The organism is Paraburkholderia ginsengiterrae (assembly GCF_001645125.1).
Lineage (GTDB): Bacteria > Pseudomonadota > Gammaproteobacteria > Burkholderiales > Burkholderiaceae > Paraburkholderia > Paraburkholderia ginsengiterrae.
In genome coordinates this window covers 51,008-69,530 of record NZ_LXKA01000328.1, presented here as the reverse complement: position 1 = coordinate 69,530, position 18,523 = coordinate 51,008, and the positions used below count along the sequence as shown (strand labels likewise).

The 18,523-nt window shown below is 60.9% G+C and carries 18 protein-coding genes and 2 tRNA genes; 17 read left to right on the top strand and 3 right to left on the bottom strand.

Going from position 1 to position 18,523, the window contains the following annotated elements; translation table 11 throughout:
- A partial coding sequence (locus A6V37_RS24115) for an NAD(P)/FAD-dependent oxidoreductase (RefSeq protein ID WP_157447900.1) occupies window positions 1-1,072 on the bottom strand: 1,072 nt, incomplete at its 3' end.
- A gap of 187 nt (window positions 1,073-1,259) precedes the next feature.
- Between A6V37_RS24115 and A6V37_RS24110 the strand changes: the two genes are divergently transcribed.
- Window positions 1,260-2,036, top strand: a complete 777-nt coding sequence (locus A6V37_RS24110) for an SDR family oxidoreductase (protein WP_064266454.1) — start codon at window positions 1,260-1,262, stop codon at window positions 2,034-2,036.
- Window positions 2,037-2,115: 79 nt separating this feature from the next.
- Entirely contained in the window at window positions 2,116-2,547 is a 432-nt protein-coding gene (locus tag A6V37_RS24105) for an acyl-CoA thioesterase (RefSeq protein ID WP_064266455.1), read from the top strand.
- A 43-nt stretch (window positions 2,548-2,590) separates the two neighbouring features.
- Here the strand turns inward: A6V37_RS24105 and A6V37_RS24100 are convergent, their stop codons facing one another.
- Window positions 2,591-3,136 (bottom strand): LuxR C-terminal-related transcriptional regulator, encoded by a 546-nt coding sequence (locus A6V37_RS24100; protein ID WP_064266456.1) that lies wholly within the window; start codon window positions 3,134-3,136, stop codon window positions 2,591-2,593.
- Between the two features lie 256 nt (window positions 3,137-3,392).
- Here A6V37_RS24100 and A6V37_RS24095 point away from each other — a divergent pair, with 256 nt between their 5' ends.
- The 15 genes from A6V37_RS24095 to A6V37_RS24020 all read left to right on the top strand — a co-directional run bounded on the left by A6V37_RS24095 (window position 3,393) and on the right by A6V37_RS24020 (window position 17,357).
- Entirely contained in the window at window positions 3,393-4,097 is a 705-nt protein-coding gene (locus tag A6V37_RS24095; RefSeq protein WP_064266457.1) for a CoA transferase subunit A, read from the top strand.
- A gap of 2 nt (window positions 4,098-4,099) precedes the next feature.
- The gene (locus A6V37_RS24090) at window positions 4,100-4,741 is read left to right on the top strand and encodes a CoA transferase subunit B (RefSeq protein ID WP_064266458.1); all 642 of its coding nucleotides are present in this window, start codon (window positions 4,100-4,102) and stop codon (window positions 4,739-4,741) included.
- 300 nt (window positions 4,742-5,041) lie between these two features.
- Window positions 5,042-5,956 carry an alpha/beta fold hydrolase gene (locus A6V37_RS24085; protein WP_064266459.1) on the top strand — a complete coding sequence of 305 codons (915 nt, stop codon included), beginning with the start codon at window positions 5,042-5,044 and terminating at the stop codon, window positions 5,954-5,956.
- Window positions 5,957-6,049: 93 nt separating this feature from the next.
- Window positions 6,050-6,403 carry a RidA family protein gene (locus tag A6V37_RS24080; protein ID WP_064266460.1) on the top strand — a complete coding sequence of 118 codons (354 nt, stop codon included), beginning with the start codon at window positions 6,050-6,052 and terminating at the stop codon, window positions 6,401-6,403.
- A gap of 58 nt (window positions 6,404-6,461) precedes the next feature.
- Window positions 6,462-8,705 carry a RelA/SpoT family protein gene (locus tag A6V37_RS24075; protein WP_064266461.1) on the top strand — a complete coding sequence of 748 codons (2,244 nt, stop codon included), beginning with the start codon at window positions 6,462-6,464 and terminating at the stop codon, window positions 8,703-8,705.
- Between the two features lie 142 nt (window positions 8,706-8,847).
- A tRNA-Val gene (locus tag A6V37_RS24070) sits at window positions 8,848-8,924 on the top strand.
- 252 nt (window positions 8,925-9,176) lie between these two features.
- Window positions 9,177-11,084, top strand: coding sequence for a threonine--tRNA ligase (thrS, locus tag A6V37_RS24060; protein ID WP_064266462.1), 1,908 nt, complete (start codon window positions 9,177-9,179; stop codon window positions 11,082-11,084).
- A gap of 49 nt (window positions 11,085-11,133) precedes the next feature.
- Window positions 11,134-11,658, top strand: coding sequence for a translation initiation factor IF-3 (infC, locus tag A6V37_RS24055; protein ID WP_075643546.1), 525 nt, complete (start codon window positions 11,134-11,136; stop codon window positions 11,656-11,658).
- Window positions 11,659-11,906: 248 nt separating this feature from the next.
- A complete protein-coding gene (gene rpmI / locus A6V37_RS24050; RefSeq protein ID WP_012433738.1) occupies window positions 11,907-12,104 on the top strand; it encodes a 50S ribosomal protein L35 in 198 nt (65 codons plus the stop codon).
- 29 nt (window positions 12,105-12,133) lie between these two features.
- Complete coding sequence (gene rplT / locus A6V37_RS24045; RefSeq protein ID WP_006052502.1) at window positions 12,134-12,493, top strand: 50S ribosomal protein L20; 360 nt, start codon at window positions 12,134-12,136, stop codon at window positions 12,491-12,493.
- Window positions 12,494-12,651: 158 nt separating this feature from the next.
- On the top strand, window positions 12,652-13,665 hold the full coding sequence (gene pheS / locus A6V37_RS24040) for a phenylalanine--tRNA ligase subunit alpha (protein WP_064266463.1): 1,014 nt from the start codon (window positions 12,652-12,654) through the stop codon (window positions 13,663-13,665).
- A gap of 154 nt (window positions 13,666-13,819) precedes the next feature.
- Window positions 13,820-16,255 (top strand): phenylalanine--tRNA ligase subunit beta, encoded by a 2,436-nt coding sequence (gene pheT, locus A6V37_RS24035; protein WP_064266464.1) that lies wholly within the window; start codon window positions 13,820-13,822, stop codon window positions 16,253-16,255.
- Between the two features lie 69 nt (window positions 16,256-16,324).
- A complete protein-coding gene (locus tag A6V37_RS24030; RefSeq protein ID WP_063496729.1) occupies window positions 16,325-16,735 on the top strand; it encodes an integration host factor subunit alpha in 411 nt (136 codons plus the stop codon).
- Window positions 16,736-16,781: 46 nt separating this feature from the next.
- Window positions 16,782-17,195: a MerR family transcriptional regulator gene (locus A6V37_RS24025; protein ID WP_064266466.1), complete on the top strand. Its 414-nt coding sequence runs from the start codon at window positions 16,782-16,784 to the stop codon at window positions 17,193-17,195.
- 85 nt (window positions 17,196-17,280) lie between these two features.
- Window positions 17,281-17,357: transfer RNA gene (locus A6V37_RS24020), tRNA-Pro, on the top strand.
- Window positions 17,358-17,471: 114 nt separating this feature from the next.
- Here A6V37_RS24020 and A6V37_RS24015 read toward each other — a convergent pair.
- Window positions 17,472-18,482, bottom strand: coding sequence for an acyltransferase family protein (locus A6V37_RS24015; protein ID WP_064266467.1), 1,011 nt, complete (start codon window positions 18,480-18,482; stop codon window positions 17,472-17,474).
- Between the last annotated feature and the right edge of the window lie 41 nt (window positions 18,483-18,523).

The following is an 18,523-nucleotide window of genomic DNA, read 5'->3' as shown; positions in this document are numbered from 1 at the left end:
CCAGCATGCCGGTCTTGATCGCCGCATGCGAGCCCTTGATGCGCGAGGCGTTCAGGAAGCCCGCGTCATCGCCTACCAGCGCGCCGCCCGGGAACGTGAGCTTCGGCAGCGACATCAGGCCGCCCGCCGTGATCGCCCGTGCGCCGTACGACACGCGCTTGCCGCCTTCCAGAATCGCGCGGATTGCCGGATGAGTCTTATAGCGCTGAAATTCCTCGAACGGCGACAGGTACGGGTTCGTGTAGCCGAGCCCCACCACGAAGCCCACCACCACCTGGTTGTTGTCCATGTGATAGAGGAACGAGCCGCCGTAGGTGTCGTTTTCCAGCGGCCAGCCGGCCGTGTGCATCACCAGACCCGGCTTGTGCTTCGCCGGGTCGATCTCCCACAGCTCCTTGATGCCGATGCCGTAGACCTGCGGATCGACGCCTTCGCGCAGCCGAAACTTATCGTTCAGTTGACGGCCGAGGTGACCGCGCGCACCCTCGCAGAAGAGCGTGTATTTCGCGTGCAGTTCCATGCCGAGCTGGAAGTTCTCGGTCGGCTCGCCGTCCTTGCCGATGCCGAGGTTGCCGGTCGCGACGCCTTTGACCGAGCCGTCGTCGTTGTAGAGGATTTCCGCCGCCGGAAAGCCCGGGAAAATCTCGACGCCCAGTGCTTCGGCCTGCTGGCCCAGCCAGCGCGTGACGTTCGCGAGGCTGATCACGTAGTTGCCGTGGTTCTTGAAGTTGTCGGGCAGTGCCCAGGTCGGCACGCTTTTCGAGCCGGTTTCGGTCAGGAACAGGAATTTGTCTTCGGTCACGTCCACCGTGAGCGGCGCGCCTTTTTCCTTCCAGTCCGGAATCAGTTCGGTGATGGCGCGCGGGTCCATCACCGCGCCCGAGAGGATATGCGCCCCGATCTCCGAGCCCTTTTCCAGTACGCAGACGCCGATCTCGGCGCCTTTTTCCGCCGCCAGCTGTTTCAGGCGGATCGCCGCGGACAGCCCGGCCGGGCCGCCACCGACGATCACGACGTCGTATTCCATCGACTCGCGTGGACCGTACTGCTCAATGAGACTTGCGGGGGTCATCGATGCTCCTCTTACCGTTAGAATGCTTTTTTCGGGTTCGTATTGTGGGCGAGGACATTAACCACTGCAACCCAACGAGCAGAGATTAGCACGATCGTTCTATTTTGTGATACGGTATCGACCCGTATTGATGGTCCTACCGCACCTGTCAACCGCATCTGCAGCATCAACCGAACAAGGAACGACAATGGGCCGTTCGATCAATCTGGAAGGCAAGGTCGCGCTGATCACCGGCGCCTCGAGCGGGTTGGGAAAGCGCTTTGCTCAAGTGTTGTCGCAGGCGGGCGCCAAGGTCGTGCTGGCGAGCCGGCGGACCGAGCGTCTGAAGGAATTGCGCGCCGAGATCGAGGCATCCGGCGGCGCGGCGCACGTCGTCTCGCTCGACGTGACCGATTACCAGAGCATCAAGTCGGCCGTCGCTCACGCGGAAACCGAGGCGGGCACGATCGACATTCTGGTGAACAACTCAGGCGTGTCGACCACGCAGAAGCTCTCGGAGGTCACCCCCGCCGACTTCGAATACGTGTTCGATACCAACACGCGCGGCGCGTTCTTCGTCGCCCAGGAAGTCGCCAAACGCATGATCATGCGCGGCAACAACGCGCAGAAGCCGTCGTACCGGATCATCAATATCGCGTCGATGGCGGGCCTGCGCGTGCTGCCGCAAATCGGCCTGTATTCGATGAGCAAGGCGGCGGTCGTCCATATGACGAAAGCCATGGCGCTGGAGTGGGGCAAGCACGGCATCAACGTGAACGCGATCTGCCCTGGCTATATCGACACGGAGATCAACCATCATCACTGGTCGACGGAGCAGGGGCAGAAGCTCGTGTCGATGCTGCCGCGCCATCGCGTCGGCAAGCCGGAGGATCTGGACGGGCTGCTGCTGTTGCTGGCGGCGGATGAGTCGCAATTCATCAACGGCTCGATTATCGTCGCCGACGACGGCTTTGGCCTCGCCTGAGCGCGTTATGTGACAGGCCGAGCTCGCGCCGGGCAACGCGTGGGCTTCAGCCTGAGTTTCAACCTTACCAAGAAGTACGATGAGTGAATTTCACGCTGTTTTTCAGATGTCGATGCCGATCCGCTGGGGCGACATGGACGCATTCGGTCATGTGAACAACACGGTCTATTTCCGCTACATGGAGCAGGTGCGGATCTCGTGGTTCGAACACCTGGGTTTTCTCGGCAACAACGCCGACGGGCAGGGGCCGGTGATCGTCAATGCATCGATGGACTTTCTCAAGCAACTGCACTATCCCGGCGACGTGATCGGCCGGATGACGGTGGCAACGCCTGGGCGCAGCAGCTTCGACACCGGCTTCGAGCTGGTGCGCGCCGACGACCCGGACACTGTGTATGCCCGCGGCGCCGCGCGCTGCGTGTGGATCGATTACGCGGCCGGCAAGTCGGTGCCGGTGCCCGACCAGTTGCGCGAGACGATCGAGCAAGCCGCGGTTGTCAAGGAGGCTTGAGCCGCCGCAACCTCTAACGTCCGGCGCCCTTCAGCAGGCGCTGTCAACTCCCAAGCAGGCGTTGCAGCAGCTCGGTGGCGTTACCCGTATCGTATTTGCGCATCAGCCGCGCCCGGTAGACGTCCACCGTGCGCGGGCTGATATCCAGCACCCGGCCAATCTGCTTGCTGGTTTTCCCCGTCACCAGCTGCGCGGCGATTTCGCGTTCGCGCGGTGTCAGCTCGACCGCCACGCGCCGCGTCGCGCTCAGATCCTCGAAGGTCCAGACGCCTGCCGCGTGCGGGTCGGTGCGCTGCTGCGCGCGGCCCGTCACGTGGCACCAGAACAATTCCCCGTTGGCCCGCTTCATGATGCGGTCGTCCGCGTAGCTGCCCTGGGCGGTCATGATGGGCGGAATCCGTGCGCCGATCCGCTCGAATTCGTCAGCCGACGGGTACAGCACCTGAAACGACTGGCCGATCAGCGCCTCGCGCGAGCAGCCGAAAATCGACGCAAGCTCGTCGTTGCAGTCTTCGATAGTGCGCTCGCGCGACAGCACGAGTCCGATTGGAGCGAGGTGAAACGCGGTTTGGTAATCCAGTGCGGGCATGGGCTGGCGGCAAGTACTTATGTATTTTTGCGTATTGTGCCGCATGCTGCGCCCAGCGTACTCTTTCGGGCACATGACAACGCGGTGAAAAGGGTCCGCGGCGGGTGTGTGCATGAGTTTGCTCAAGAGCGCATGCCAACGTGAGCACACAGCCTGCCGGGGATGACTAGAATGACGTGTCGGGCGCCTGCCCGCCGAGCGTCGTATAAGCCGCAATGAACCGGTTTCGGGTTTCCATAAAGGAAGGGACAAACTGATGAACAAGGTCTATCCAGGCGCCGCCGAGGCGCTGAAGGACATCGTCAAGGACGGGCAGACGTTTGCCGTCGGCGGTTTCGGGCTGTGCGGCATTCCGGAGGCGCTGATCGCCGCGCTGCGCGACTCGAAGGTGCAGAACATTACCTGCATCAGCAATAACGCGGGTGTCGACGGTTTCGGCCTCGGTCTGCTGCTCGAAACGCGTCAGATCAAGAAGATGATCTCGTCGTATGTCGGCGAGAACAAGGAGTTCGAGCGCCAGTATCTGGCCGGCGAACTCGAGCTCGAATTCACGCCGCAAGGCACGCTCGCCGAGAAGCTGCGCGCGGGCGGCTCGGGCATTCCGGCGTTCTTCACCAACACCGGCTACGGCACGCTGATCGCCGAAGGCAAGGAAACCCGCCAGTTCGGCGACAACCACTACGTGCTCGAGCACTCGCTGACGGCCGACGTCGCGCTCGTCAAGGCATGGAAGGCCGACAAGTCTGGCAACCTGATCTATCGCCGCACCGCGCGCAACTTTAACCCGATGTGCGCGATGGCCGGCCGGATCACTGTGGTGGAAGTCGAGGAAATCGTCGAGGTGGGCGAGCTCGATCCGGACGCGATCCATACGCCTGGCGTTTTCGTGCAGCGCATCGTGCTCAATGCGCATCCGGAAAAACGCATCGAACAACGCGTCGTGCGCGCGAAAGGAGACTGATCATGGCATGGACTCGTGACGAAATGGCCGCGCGCGCGGCGAAGGAATTGCAGGACGGCTTCTATGTGAACCTCGGCATCGGCCTGCCGACGCTGGTGGCGAACCATGTGCCGCCGGGCGTCGAAGTGTGGCTGCAGTCGGAGAACGGCCTGCTCGGCATCGGCCCGTCGCCGACCGAAGAGGAAGTGGACGCCGACCTGATCAACGCCGGCAAACAGACGGTGACCACGCTGCCGGGTTCGTCGATTTTCTCGTCGGCGGACTCGTTCGCGATGATTCGCGGCGGCCACATCAACCTGGCGATTCTCGGCGCGATGCAGATCAGCAAGAAGGGCGATCTGGCGAACTGGATGATCCCGGGCAAGATGATCAAGGGCATGGGCGGCGCGATGGATCTGGTCGCGGGCGTCAAGCGCGTGGTCGTGCTGATGGAGCACGTCGCAAAGGGCGACCAGCACAAGATCCTCGAGGAATGCACGCTGCCGCTCACGGGCGTGGGGGTGGTCGATCAGATCATCACCGACCTCGGTGTGATCGAAGTCACCGAAAACGGTCTGAAGGTGACCGAGCTGGCTACGGGTGTGAGCGTCGAGGAAATCAAGGCGAAGACAGGTGCGCCGCTCGACGTGAGCGCGGTGGTTTGAATGTCGTGCTGTGCGGCCGCCTGAAGTGGGTTGAGGCTGCTTGAAGGTGTATTGAGCGGCCATACCGCCGGGTGCGGCGAACAGGCGGCGGCGCGGTAGTTTCCAGGGCGGGCGAGGCGTGAGTCTCGCCCGCTTTGTCTTGTGCGGCGGCTTGCCGTGTCCGGCTGTCTCAGGTTTTCTTAGGCCGTCTGGCCGATCCTTGCCGCGCGGCAAAGCGGTTTACAATCGTCCGCAGATTGGACGCTTGTTAATCGCGGCCGTGCCCAGGCTCAACCCGCAGCGCTTTTGCAAGGAACCCAGATGACCGCCACCCCATTCGCTTCCACCAACGGGCGGCCCGTGCCGCGCCAACGCTATGTCCAATGCGCGAGCGGCAGTGGCTTGCATCGTATTGCCTACACCGAGTGGGGCGACCCCGCCAACCCACGTGTGCTGCTGTGCGTGCACGGGCTGACGCGTTCGGGGCGCGATTTCGACCGCCTCGCTGCGGAATTCGCCGGCACGTATCGCGTGGTTTGTCCGGATGTGGTGGGGCGGGGCTTGTCATCGTGGCTTGCCAACCCCAACTTCTACGTCGTGCCGCAATACGTCGCCGACATGGTCACGCTGATCGCGCGTCTCGATGTCGAAACAGTCGACTGGTTCGGCACGTCCATGGGCGGACTGATCGGGCTCGCGCTGGCCGGCCTGCCGGAAACGCCGATCCGCAAGATGTTATTGAACGACGTCGGTCCGCATCTGGAACCGGCCGCGGTGCAGCGTATCGGCGACTACCTGGGCAAGCCGGCGCGTTTCGAAACGCTGCAGCAAGGTATCGACTACGCGGCCATGCTCGCGCAAACCTTCGGCCCGCTCACGCCGGAAGAATGGCGCGAGATCAACACACCGCTTCTGCATGAACAGGACGGTGCGTGGCTGTTGCGTTACGACCCGCGTATCGCGCAGCCGTTCGCCGCCACGACCGAGGAAGCGACCAAACTTGGCGAGGCCGCGCTGTGGCATTCGCTGGCCTCGTTCCAGGGGCCGGTGCTGGTGGTGCGCGGCGAGCAGTCCGACCTGCTGTCGCGTGAAACCGTCGCGAAGATGGTCGAAAGCGGGCGTGCTGTTTCGAGCGTGGAAATTACCGGCGTTGGGCATGCACCGGCGTTCCTGTCGGCGGATCAGATCGACATCGCAAGACGGTTCTTCAACGGGCCGGCTGCTGACGCGTCATAATATGCGGTTACATATGGCGCCCCTGATGGGACGCCAGGCGGGATGCCATGCGTCACGCATCTCCTCAATTTTCAACCAACTTCAGGATTCTCCATGCCAGTCATTCGTCATCACGTCGGCAAGCGCCTCTCGGAAATCGCCGTGCACAACGGCACCGTGTACCTCGCGGGACAGATCGCCGAAGACGCGGATCAGGACATCACGGGTCAGACGCGCGAAGTGCTCGGCCATATCGACCGGCTCCTCGGCGAAGTGAACAGCGACAAGTCGCATTTGCTGTCGGTGCAGATCTACATCTCGGACATGGTGCATTTCGCCGGCATGAACGCCGTGTGGGACGAGTGGGTCGCACAGGGCGACACGCCGCCGCGCGCTACCGTTGAAGCCAAGCTCGCCAATCCGAAGTGCCTCGTCGAAATCGTCGTGGTCGCAGCGCAGCGCGCCTAAGCTGCGCACATGTTGTTGAAATTCCGTTGATTCGTCTGGCCCGGTGGGCCGTCGCACCATGACTACCGAAATCGTTACGAGCACACCGCACCCCATTCCTTCTTTCGACGAAGCGATGGTGTTCGTGCGCGAGCACGCGGGCGAGGTGCTGCTGTCATCGGGCGAAAAACTGGCGGATCACGCGGCGGGTACGGCGTCGATCATGCGCACGCTCAACGTCGATCCGCCCGCGGTGCTGGCGGCGGCCCTGTTTGCGCTGACGCCGCACTTGCAAGACCCGGAACGCGTGATCGCCGACAATTTCGGCGAAGAAGTCGCGCAGCTGGTGGGCGACGTGCGCAAGTTACTGCGTCTTGGCACCGTGAGTTTGCGGGCCGCGCAGAATGCCATGCCCGAAGCCGGGCGCGACGCCCAGGCGGCACGCCGGGCGCAGGTCGAGGCGCTGCGCAAGATGCTGCTCGCGTTCGCGCAGGACATTCGGGTGGTGCTGATCCGGCTCGCGTCGCGCGTTCAGTCGTTGCGCTATTACGCGGCGGCGAAAATCACACCCTCGCCGGACGTGGCGCGCGAGACGCTCGATATTTATGCGCCGCTCGCCAACCGTTTGGGCATCTGGCAACTGAAGTGGGAACTCGAGGATCTCGCGTTCCGCTTCGAAGAGCCGGTCACATATAAGCGCATCGCCAAGCTGCTCGACGAAAAACGTGTCGAGCGCGAGAGCTATGTCGCGCAGGCTATCGAGCGCCTGCAACAGGAGTTGGCCGCGGCGCATATTCGCGCGGAGGTCAGCGGCCGGCCGAAACACATCTACAGCATCTGGCGCAAGATGCACGGCAAGGAACTCGACTTCGCCGAACTGTACGACGTGCGCGCGTTCCGCGTGATCGTGCCGGACATCAAGGATTGCTACACCGTGCTCGGTATCGTGCACAACCTGTGGCAGCCGGTGCCGAAAGAGTTCGACGACTACATCTCGCGGCCCAAGCCGAATGGCTACAAGTCTCTGCACACAGTGGTGATCGGCGACGATGGCCGTGCGTTCGAAGTGCAGATCCGCACGCAGGAAATGCATCAGTTCGCCGAATACGGCGTGGCCGCGCACTGGCGCTACAAGGAAGCGGGCACGCGTGGCTATGGCGGGCAATTCAGCGCCAGCGAGAAGTACGACGAGAAGATCGCGTGGCTGCGTCAATTGCTCGCGTGGAAGGACGACGTCTCCGAGGGCGAGCACGGCGAGAAGCGCGCCGCGCAACCATGGGAGCAACTGCGTCAGGCCACGCTCGACGACGATCACATCTACGTGCTGACGCCGCAAGCGCGGGTGATTCCATTGCCGCACGGCGCGACGCCGATCGACTTCGCGTATCACCTGCATAGCGAACTGGGACACCGCTGCCGTGGCGCGCGCGTGGACGGCGCGATGGTGCCGCTCAATACGCCGTTGCAGAACGGGCAGACTGTCGAGATTGTCGCGGTGAAGGAGGGCGGTCCATCGCGCGACTGGCTCAACCCGCTGCTAGGCTATCTGCAGAGTCCGCGCGCGCGGCAGAAGGTGCGTGCATGGTTCAACGCGGTCGAGGTGCAGGAGCATATTGCAAGCGGCCGCGCGATGGTCGAAAAGACCTTGCAGCGCGAGGGCAAGACGTCGGTCAATCTCGATCAGCTGGCCGCCAAGCTGGGCTTCAAGACGACCGACGATCTGTTCTCGGTGGTGGGCAAGGAAGAGTTCAGCCTGCGCCTCGTCGAGCAGGCGCTGCACGATGCGCCGCCGCCGGAGCCCGTGGTCGAGGCGCCGGAGCAATTCGAAAAGCGCAGCAGCGGCGCGAGTGTGGCGCGAGGGGCGTCCACCGGTGTGCTGGTGGTCGGCGTCGATGCCTTGCTCACGCAACTCGCGCGCTGCTGCCGTCCGGCGCCACCCGACGAAATTTGCGGGTTTGTCACGCGCGGCAAAGGTATGTCGATTCATCGCAGCGATTGTCCGACTTTCCTGCGCATGGCCGAACGGGCGCCGGAGCGCGTGTTGCAAACGGCGTGGTCGGCGGATGTGATGAGCGGTCGTGGCCAGTCCGTCTATCCCGTCGATCTTTCCATCGAGGCAACGGATCGGCAGGGTTTGCTGCGCGATATTTCCGAAGTGTTCGCGCGCGAGAAGATGAACGTGATCGGCGTGAAGACGCAGACTCGCCGTAACGCCGCATTCATGCAATTTACGGTCGAGGTTGCGAGCGCCGCGCAGATTCAGCGCGCGTGCACGCTGCTCGGCGAAGTAACGGGCGTGATGCGCGCTACACGCAAGGCTTGATCTGCTCGCTACGCGGTGCGCAGCAGTTCGCTTGTTCGGAGTGTAGTCATCATGCGTGCGCGAGCGTGTGGGACGAAATTTAAAGTCGGTGCATAAAAGTACTTGCCAAGCGGTGTAGGGCTCCATATAATCTCGTTTCTTCAGGCTCGTAGCTCAGCTGGTTAGAGCACCACCTTGACATGGTGGGGGTCGTTGGTTCGAGTCCAATCGAGCCTACCAACGAAAATGAAATTCCGGCTTGCCGGGGTTTCGCAAGCTGCAGTAAGCGCCTTTGGCGCAAAAGGCGAATACGGTTATGACACCGCGAACGTTGACCGAAACTACTTCGGAGCGACGCTAGTCGAGGACCACTTTCGCCAATGTAGTTTGCAGGAAATGTGAATGCGGCCCCTCGAAAGCGGGGCCGCATTTTTTTTTGGTTTTATGACCTTGTTGCATGTGCCGCCGCCGGTCGGCACCACGGAGAACACAATGGTTTCGATACGTCTGCCTGACGGTTCTGTTCGACAGTACGAGCATCCGGTGACCGTCGCCGAAGTGGCCGCCTCGATCGGCCCGGGCCTTGCGAAGGCCGCGCTCGGCGGCAAGATCGACGGCGAGTTGGTCGACACGTCCGCGTTGATCGATCGCGACGTCGCGCTGGCTATCGTCACGGAGAAAGACGCAGACGGTCTCGATATCATCCGTCACTCCACGGCGCACTTGCTGGCTTACGCGGTGAAGGATCTGTATCCGGAAGCGCAAGTCACGATCGGCCCGGTGATCGACAGCGGCTTTTACTACGACTTCGCGTACAACCGTCCCTTCACGCCGGAAGATCTCGAGAAGATCGAAAAGCGTATGCAGGAGCTCGTGAAAAAAGACGAGCCGGTTTCGCGCCGCGTGGTGTCGCGCGACGAAGCGGTGGACTACTTCAAGAGCATCGGCGAAAAGTACAAGGCCGAAATCATTGAATCGATTCCCGCTAGCGACGAAATCAAGCTGTATTCGCACGGCGGCTTCACGGATCTGTGCCGCGGCCCGCACGTGCCGTCCACCGGCAAGCTGAAAGTCTTCAAGCTGATGAAGGTCGCGGGCGCTTATTGGCGCGGCGATTCGAAGAACGAACAGTTGCAGCGCATCTACGGTACCGCCTGGACGAAAAAGGAAGACCAGGAAGCGTATCTGCACATGCTCGAAGAGGCGGAGAAGCGCGACCACCGCAAGCTCGGCAAGCAACTCGACCTGTTCCACATGCAGGACGAGTCGCCGGGCATGGTGTTCTGGCATCCGCGTGGCTGGACGCTGTGGCAGCAGGTCGAACAATACATGCGCCGCCGTGTGAACGACGCCGGCTACCTCGAAATCAAGACGCCGATGATCATGGACCGCTCGCTGTGGGAAGCGTCGGGCCACTGGCAGAACTATCGTGAAAACATGTTCACGACGGAATCGGAAAAGCGCGACTACGCGATCAAGCCGATGAACTGCCCGGGTCACGTGCAGGTGTTCAATCACGGTTTGCGCTCGTATCGTGATCTGCCGCTGCGTTACGCTGAATTTGGCTCGTGCCACCGCAATGAATCGTCGGGCGCGCTGCATGGCCTGATGCGCGTACGCGGTTTCGTGCAGGACGACGCGCATATTTTCTGTACCGAAGACCAGTTCATCAGCGAATCGATCGCGTTCAACACGCTGGCGATGAGCGTCTACAAGGATTTCGGCTTCGATAATGTCGAAATCAAGCTGTCGCTGCGCCCGGACGCGCGCGCCGGCACGGATGAGACGTGGGACCGGGCGGAGCAGGGGCTGCGCGAGGCGCTGACGGCCTGCGGCGTGAGTTGGGAAGAACTGCCGGGCGAGGGCGCGTTTTACGGCCCGAAGGTCGAATATCACATCAAGGACGCGCTCGGCCGCTCGTGGCAATGCGGCACGTTGCAGCTCGATATGGTGCTGCCGGAGCGCCTTGGCGCCGAATACGTCGCCGAAGACAACAGCCGCCGCCGTCCGATCATGCTGCACCGGGCAATCGTCGGATCAATGGAGCGTTTCCTCGGCATTCTGATCGAGCACCATGCTGGTGCAATGCCGTCCTGGCTCGCGCCGATGCAGGTTGTCGTGATGAATATCGCGGAAAGTCAGGCCGAATATGCCCAGTCTCTGGCCCAATCGTTGCAAAAACAAGGGGTTAGAGTAGAGGCCGATTTGCGCAACGAGAAGATTAGCTATAAAATACGCGAGCACACGCTTGAAAAGGTGCCGTATCTGCTTGTGGTCGGCGATAAAGAGCGTGAAGCCCAAACGGTAGCCGTGCGTGCCCGTGGCGGTGTCGACCTTGGCGTGATGCCTGTCGATACCTTCATTGAGCGTCTGCGTCAGGACGTGCAGTCGTTCAACTGAGCCACCTGGCAGCCCGGCTCGTTTTTTTAATTTTTAGAGGAAACGTAACATCGCTACTGATAAGTCTGCGCACCGCATCAACGGTGAAATTACGGCACCCGAGGTGCGTCTGGTCGGGGTCGAGAACGAACCGCTCGGCATCGTGAAACTCGCTGATGCGTTCCGCATGTCGGAACAGCAGGACGTGGATCTCGTTGAAATCGCTCCGCAGGCGGTCCCGCCGGTTTGCCGTTTGATGGACTACGGCAAGTTCAAGTACTCGGAAGCGAAGAAGCAGCACGAGGCCAAGCTCAAGCAGAAGGTCGTCCAGGTCAAGGAAGTCAAATTCCGCCCGGGTACCGACGACGGTGATTACAACGTCAAGCTGCGTAACCTCATCCGCTTCCTCGACGACGGCGACAAGACGAAAATCACGTTGCGTTTCCGTGGCCGCGAAATGGCCCACCAGGAAATCGGTATGCGCATGCTCGAGCGCCTGCGCACGGACCTCGACGAAGTCGGTCAGGTCGAGCAGATGCCGAAAATGGAAGGGCGCCAGATGATCATGGTGCTCGCGCCGAAGAAAAAGAAGTAAGCGGCTGGAGTGGCCGCGCGCCATGTGGTGCGTGCCCCGGTTGTGAAAAGTTGGAACGATGCGGCACCGGGTGTCCGGTGCGGTATCGGCAGGTTTCGGAGCGGCGGCGATAACAATGCACGCCGTTTCCTGAAAAGCGGCCGCCGGCGGTATCGGCGGTCTGCATACCAAGTGGAATGGGTTTCGAAGGGCGGGTTGTGGCTATCTGGCCGACCGCACACCCATATCCATCTAATAATGGAGTTGTCATGCCGAAGATGAAGACCAAGAAGAGTGCTGCAAAGCGCTTCGTGGTGCGTCCGGGCGGTACCGTCAAGCGCGGTCAAGCCTTCAAGCGCCACATTCTTACCAAGAAGACCACCAAGAACAAACGCCATTTGCGCGGTTCGACGGCAGTTCATGATGCAGATATGAACTCCGTACGCGCAATGCTGCCGTTCGCTTAACCCTTAACCGACACTCATAGGAGCAAGACATGCCTCGAGTAAAACGTGGGGTTACCGCACGGGCCCGTCACAAGAAGATCATCAAGCTGGCCAAGGGTTACCGCGGCCGTCGCAATAACGTCTATCGCATCGCCAAGCAGGCGGTCATGCGCGCAGGCCAGTACGCCTACCGCGATCGCCGCAACAAGAAGCGTGTGTTCCGCGCATTGTGGATCACGCGTATCAACGCGGCGGTGCGTCAGCACGACATGACGTACAGCGTGTTCATCAACGGCCTGAAGAAGGCTTCGATCGAACTGGACCGCAAGGTGCTGGCCGACATGGCTGTGTTCGACAAGGCTGCTTTTGCTGCGATCGTTCAGCAGGTGAAAGCCGCCGTTGCAGCCTGATTGCGCTTTTGGCAATTAAAACTGCGTGGTTCGTTGCAGCGAACATCCGGTAGTCTCGGTGACGCTGCAGCAAAAACGGGGCTCCTCACCGAGCCCCGTTTTTGTTGGTAGAACCAGTTTTGTATCGCTTGAACACTGACGTTGAAATGATGGGATCAATGGATCTGGACCAGATTGTCGCCGACGCGCAAAAAGCCTTCGCAGAAGCCTCCGACGTCACCACCCTCGAGAACGAGAAAGCCCGCTTTCTTGGTAAATCGGGTGCGCTGACCGAGCTATTGAAGGGCCTTGGCAAGCTCGATCCCGAGACGCGCAAAACCGAAGGCGCGCGGATCAACCTCGTCAAGCAGCAAGTGGAAGCCGCATTGACGGCCCGCCGTCAGGCGCTGGCCGACGCGTTGCTGAACCAGCGCCTCGCCGCTGAAGCCATCGACGTCACGCTGCCCGGCCGCGGCACCGGTGCCGGCAGTCTGCACCCGGTGATGCGCACTTGGGAGCGCGTCGAACAGATTTTCCGTACGATCGGATTCGACGTGGCCGACGGCCCCGAAATCGAAACCGACTGGTACAACTTCACCTCGCTGAACAGCCCGGAAAATCATCCGGCGCGTTCCATGCAGGACACCTTCTACGTCGACGGCAAAGACGCCGACGGCCGCCAGTTGCTGCTGCGCACGCATACCAGCCCGATGCAGGTGCGCTACGCGCGCACCAACACGCCGCCTATCAAGGTGATCGTGCCGGGCCGCACGTACCGTGTGGACAGCGACGCAACGCATTCGCCGATGTTCAACCAGGTCGAAGGCCTGTGGATCGACGAGAACATCAGCTTCGCAGACCTGAAGGGCGTCTATACCGACTTCCTGAAGAAATTCTTCGAGCGCGACGACATTCTCGTGCGCTTCCGTCCGTCGTATTTTCCGTTCACCGAACCGTCGGCAGAGATCGACATGCAGTTCGAAACGGGCAAGAACGCCGGCAAGTGGCTCGAGATTTCGGGCTCTGGCCAGGTTCACCCCACGGTGATCCGCAACATGGGCCTCGACCCGGAGCGCTATATCGGCTTTGCTTTCGGCAGCGGCCTCGAACGGCTCACCATGTTGCGTTACGGCGTGCAGGACCTGCGTCTGTTCTTCGAAAACGACCTGCGTTTCCTGCGTCAATTCGCCTGAGCCGGCGCGTACGAACGCGACAAGCCTAGAGCGCGGCATGCCCAGCGTGCCGCCCGCAGCGTCCCCGGCAGAGCCTGCTGATTCTCACGATTATCGAGTCACATCAAGCATCTGCCGGACGTGGACCTAACCTGATCAGAACGTACACAGAACCATGCAATTCCCGGAATCCTGGCTGAGAACCTTTGTCGATCCGCAACTGACGACCGACGAACTGTCGCACGCGTTGACGATGGCGGGTCTCGAAGTCGAAGACCTGCGGCCGGCCGCGCCGCCGACCTCCAAGATCGTCGTCGGCCAGGTGCTGGAAGTCGTCAAGCACCCGGACGCGGACAAGCTCAACGTGTGTCAGGTCGACGCCGGCACGGGCGCGACGCTGAACATCGTGTGCGGCGCGCCGAATGTGGCGCCGGGCATCAAGGTGCCGGTCGCGCTGGTGGGCGCGCAACTGCCGCCGGCCGAAGAGGGCGGCGCGCCGTTCGCGATCAAGCTCTCGAAGCTGCGCGGCGTGGAAAGCCAAGGCATGCTGTGCTCGGCCCGCGAACTGAAGCTCTCGGAAGATCACAGCGGCCTGATGATCCTGCCGGAGGCGACGCCGATCGGCCAGGACATCCGCGAAACGCTCAACCTCGACGACACCGTTTTCGAAATCAAGCTGACGCCGAACAAGGCGGACTGCCTGTCGGTGTTCGGCGTGGCGCGCGAGACCTCGGCGATCACCGGCGCACCGCTGCGCCCGCTCGAAATCAAGCCTGCCGAAGTGAAGCTCAACGAAACGTTGCCCGTCAAAATCTCGGCGCCGGATCTGTGCGGCCGATTCTCCGGCCGCGTGATCCGTGGCGTGAACGCGCGCGCCAAGTCGCCGCAATGGATGGTTCAGCGTCTCGAGCGTTCGGGCCAGCGCAGCATCTCCGCGCTCGTCGACATCTCGAACTACGTGATGCTCGAACTCGGCCGTCCGTCGCATGTGTTCGATCTGGACAAGATCCACGGCGGCATGGACGTGCGCTGGGGCCGCAAGGGCGAATCGCTCAAGCTGCTCAACGGCAACACGGTCGAACTGGATGAAACCGTCGGCGTGATCGCCGACGAGCAGCACATTGAAAGTCTCGCGGGCATCATGGGCGGCGACAGCACCGCTGTCACGCTCGACACCACCAACATCTATCTCGAAGCCGCGTTCTGGTGGCCGGATAGCATTCGCGGCCGTTCGCGCAAGTACAACTTCGCGACGGATGCAGGGCATCGCTTCGAGCGCGGCGTCGACTACGCGACCACGGTCGAGCATATCGAGCGCATCACGCAACTGATCCTCGACATCTGCGGCGGCGAGGCCGGTCCCGTTGACGATCAGATCGTCAACGTGCCGAAGCGCGAGCCCGTGAAGATGCGTGTGTCGCGCGCGAATCGCATCATCGGCATCAAGATCGGCGCGGACGAGATCGCGCAGATTTTCACGCGCCTCGGCCTCACGTTCGAGCGTAGCGAAGATACGTTCTCGGTGATGCCGCCGTCGTACCGCTTCGATATCGAAATCGAGGAAGACCTGATCGAAGAAGTCGCGCGCATTTACGGCTTCGAGAAGATTCCGGCGCGTCCGCCTGTCGCCACGAGCGAAATGCGTGCGACGAACGAAACGCATCGTTCGATCCATGTGATTCGTCACGCGCTCGCCGCGCGCGACTACGCGGAGACGGTGAACTTCAGTTTCGTCGACGCCGAGTGGGAGCAGGACTTCGCCGGCAACGATAACCCAGTACGTCTGCTGAATCCGATCGCGAGTCAGTTGTCGGTCATGCGTACCACGCTGTTCGGCAGTCTGATTAGCGTGTTGCGCACGAATCTGAACCGCCGTGCGGCGGATCGCGTGCGCGTGTTCGAAGCCGGCCGCGTGTTCCTGAATGATCCGTCGATCAAGGCGGGCGAGCTCGCGGTCGAAGGCTTCGCGCAGCCGAAGATGATCGGCGGCCTCGCCTACGGTCCCGCGCTCGAAGAGCAGTGGGGCGCGGCGGCGCGTCCGGTTGATTACTTCGATGTGAAGGCGGATCTGGAAGCCGTGCTGGCGCCGGCGGTGGCGCAATTCGTGAAGGCGGAGCACCCGGCGTTGCATCCGGGACGCAGCGCTCGCATCGAGTTGAATGGCCGGGCGGTGGGCTGGATTGGCGAATTGCATCCGCGCTGGATGCAGAAATATGATTTACCGCATGCGCCGATTCTGTTTGAAATCGAGGCGGAAGCATTAATGCAGCGTGTATTGCCCACGCCGTCGGATGTGTCCAAATTCCCGCCGGTGCGCCGCGATATTGCGCTCGTCGTCGATCAGAAAATCGAGGTTCAGGCGCTGCTGGACGAGTTCCAGAAGGCGCAGTCCGAGCCTGCCTGCAAGACGGTTCAGAAGGTTGCGCTTTTCGATGAATTTCGTCCAAAATCAAACACTTCCGGTGGCCTGGGCGCTCATGAGAAAAGCCTTGCGTTCCGTGTGACCTTGCAAGATACTGGCGGAACCCTTCAGGATGAAACGGTCGATCTGGCTATTCAAACTCTTGTGGAACGTCTGGCTCGAGTATATGGCGCACGGTTGCGCGGATAACCCGCATTTAACAATTGCACGGCTGTTTCCGCATCCTTTGTTTTTTGCTTGGCGCGCCATTTGATAGATATGAATGAAATGAACTCGAGTGATTTCGAAGCCCTTCTTACGGCGCAACGCAGCGCCATGATTCGCGAAATTCCGACATCACCCGCCGCCGTTTCCACTGAAACGCCGACGCTCACCAAGGCGGAACTTGCCGAGTTGCTGTTCGACAATGTCGGGCTCAACAAGCGGGAAGCGAAAGACATGGTCGAAGCGTTTTTCGAGGTGATCCGCGACGCGCTGGAAAGCGGCGACAGCGTGAAGCTGTCGGGCTTCGGCAATTTCCAGCTGCGCGACAAGCCTCAGCGTCCTGGCAGAAACCCGAAAACCGGCGAGGCGATTCCAATTGCCGCGCGTCGCGTTGTGACGTTCCATGCAAGTCAAAAGCTGAAAGCGCTGGTCGAGAATGGCGCTGAAGCGAGCTTCGCGCGCTGATCGACTGGCGCGCTCCCGCGCAACCCACCACGACGGTTAACTGACGATGACAGCGACGATCGAAAAAGTCGTCTTGCCTCCGATTCCGGCGAAGCGCTACTTCACGATTGGTGAGGTCAGCGAACTATGCGGCGTGAAGCCGCATGTGTTGCGGTACTGGGAGCAGGAGTTCACGCAGTTAAGGCCGGTCAAGCGGCGCGGCAATCGCCGGTATTACCAGCACCATGAGGTGCTGCTGATCCGGCGGATTCGCGAGTTGCTGTATGAGCAGGGTTTCACGATCAACGGCGCGCGCAACCGGCTCGATTCGCATGGCGGCGGCGCGCACGATGCGCCGGATGAGATGGTTGAGGAGCGCGAGGGCGCGCCGCCGCCGGCTTCGCCCACTGCATCGGCTGCAGTGGATGTCGAGCAGTTGCGTAAGGAATTGCTCGGCGTGATCGACTTGCTGGGCCACTAGTTCCGGCTCGCTGGCGCGTTTGTGAGTTTTCTTGGCGTCGGGCGGTTCTCATCGAATAAAGCGTCTGTTATAATTTCATGCTGTTCGGGGCGTAGCGCAGCCTGGTAGCGTACCTGCATGGGGTGCAGGTGGTCGGAGGTTCAAATCCTCTCGCCCCGACCAAAATTAAAGCCGCAGGGCCGAAAGGCGCTGCGGCTTTTTCAATTTCCGCCTGACGGTACGTTCGTACCGTGCTTTGTAGGCAGTCTATTAGACGTCCATCTAAAACTTAGAGCGTCACCGCGGCAGTTTCAGATCGAATGACGATGGGCTCCTTGCGACGAAGATTTTCTTCACCTGTGAATGAATCTTTGCCTCCATCAAGCCGAACGCGAAAGATGCAGTTAATGCGGCGACCATCGTAACGAGCCATAGGGAGTGCAAGGATATTCCAGGGAAGGCGTTGGTCACCAGGTGAATGGCTAACACAGCAACCGGAACATGAATGAGGTAAATACCGAAGGAGGCGTTTCCTATCGTCTCCAGCGCGGTAATCCTTATGTGCCGCACGCCGACCAGCACGACCCCGCAGAACGCGAGGGCTAGCATCAGGTCTGATGGAAGCGGTGCGGCACCGGCGAAGGTATCACCGATGCACCACAAAACTGCGGCGCCGACAGCAATCACAGGCGATCGCATCCGTGAAACATCCTTGAAGTACAACCCCAACAGCATTCCGAGGATGAAGTAGACGTTCCACCGGCTTAGCAAGATCCATGAACCCGGTTCGAAAGGGGCAATCGTCTTGTATTTCGTCACTGCAATGACAACGACAAGCCACCCGATACAGCACTTTGCGATAGTGTAGCGACTTGCTCTAAGCACGATGAATGCATAAGTGGCAACGTAGAACGACATCTCATAGACTAGCGTCCAGTAGGGCACCCGGTAGCTATTGTTGAGCGGCGACGGAATGAGCAAGAGCGACTTCGGATCAAAGGTCCATCCGAAAGTTGGGCCTGTCAAAAGCGCGCCGGAAACGAGCACGGCCAGCCAGAATCCCGGGTAAATGCGGACAACGCGATTCAGAAGGAAGCGACTGCCTTGAGACAGACAGCCTGCCATCACGAATCCCGAGATGACAAAAAATAAGCCAACACCTAACCTGCCGAAGTCGATCCTCAGATACGGCAAGTAGTCGAGACCTTTCGCGTTCGTCGAATAGAACGTCACATGCTGAAAAACCACTGCCAGCGCAGCCAGCCCCCGGAGGCTTTGCAGCCCCTCCAATCTTTTATTTTGGCCCATTTTGTCTTTTTGTCTTACGCGAAATTGCAAGATAGTACAGG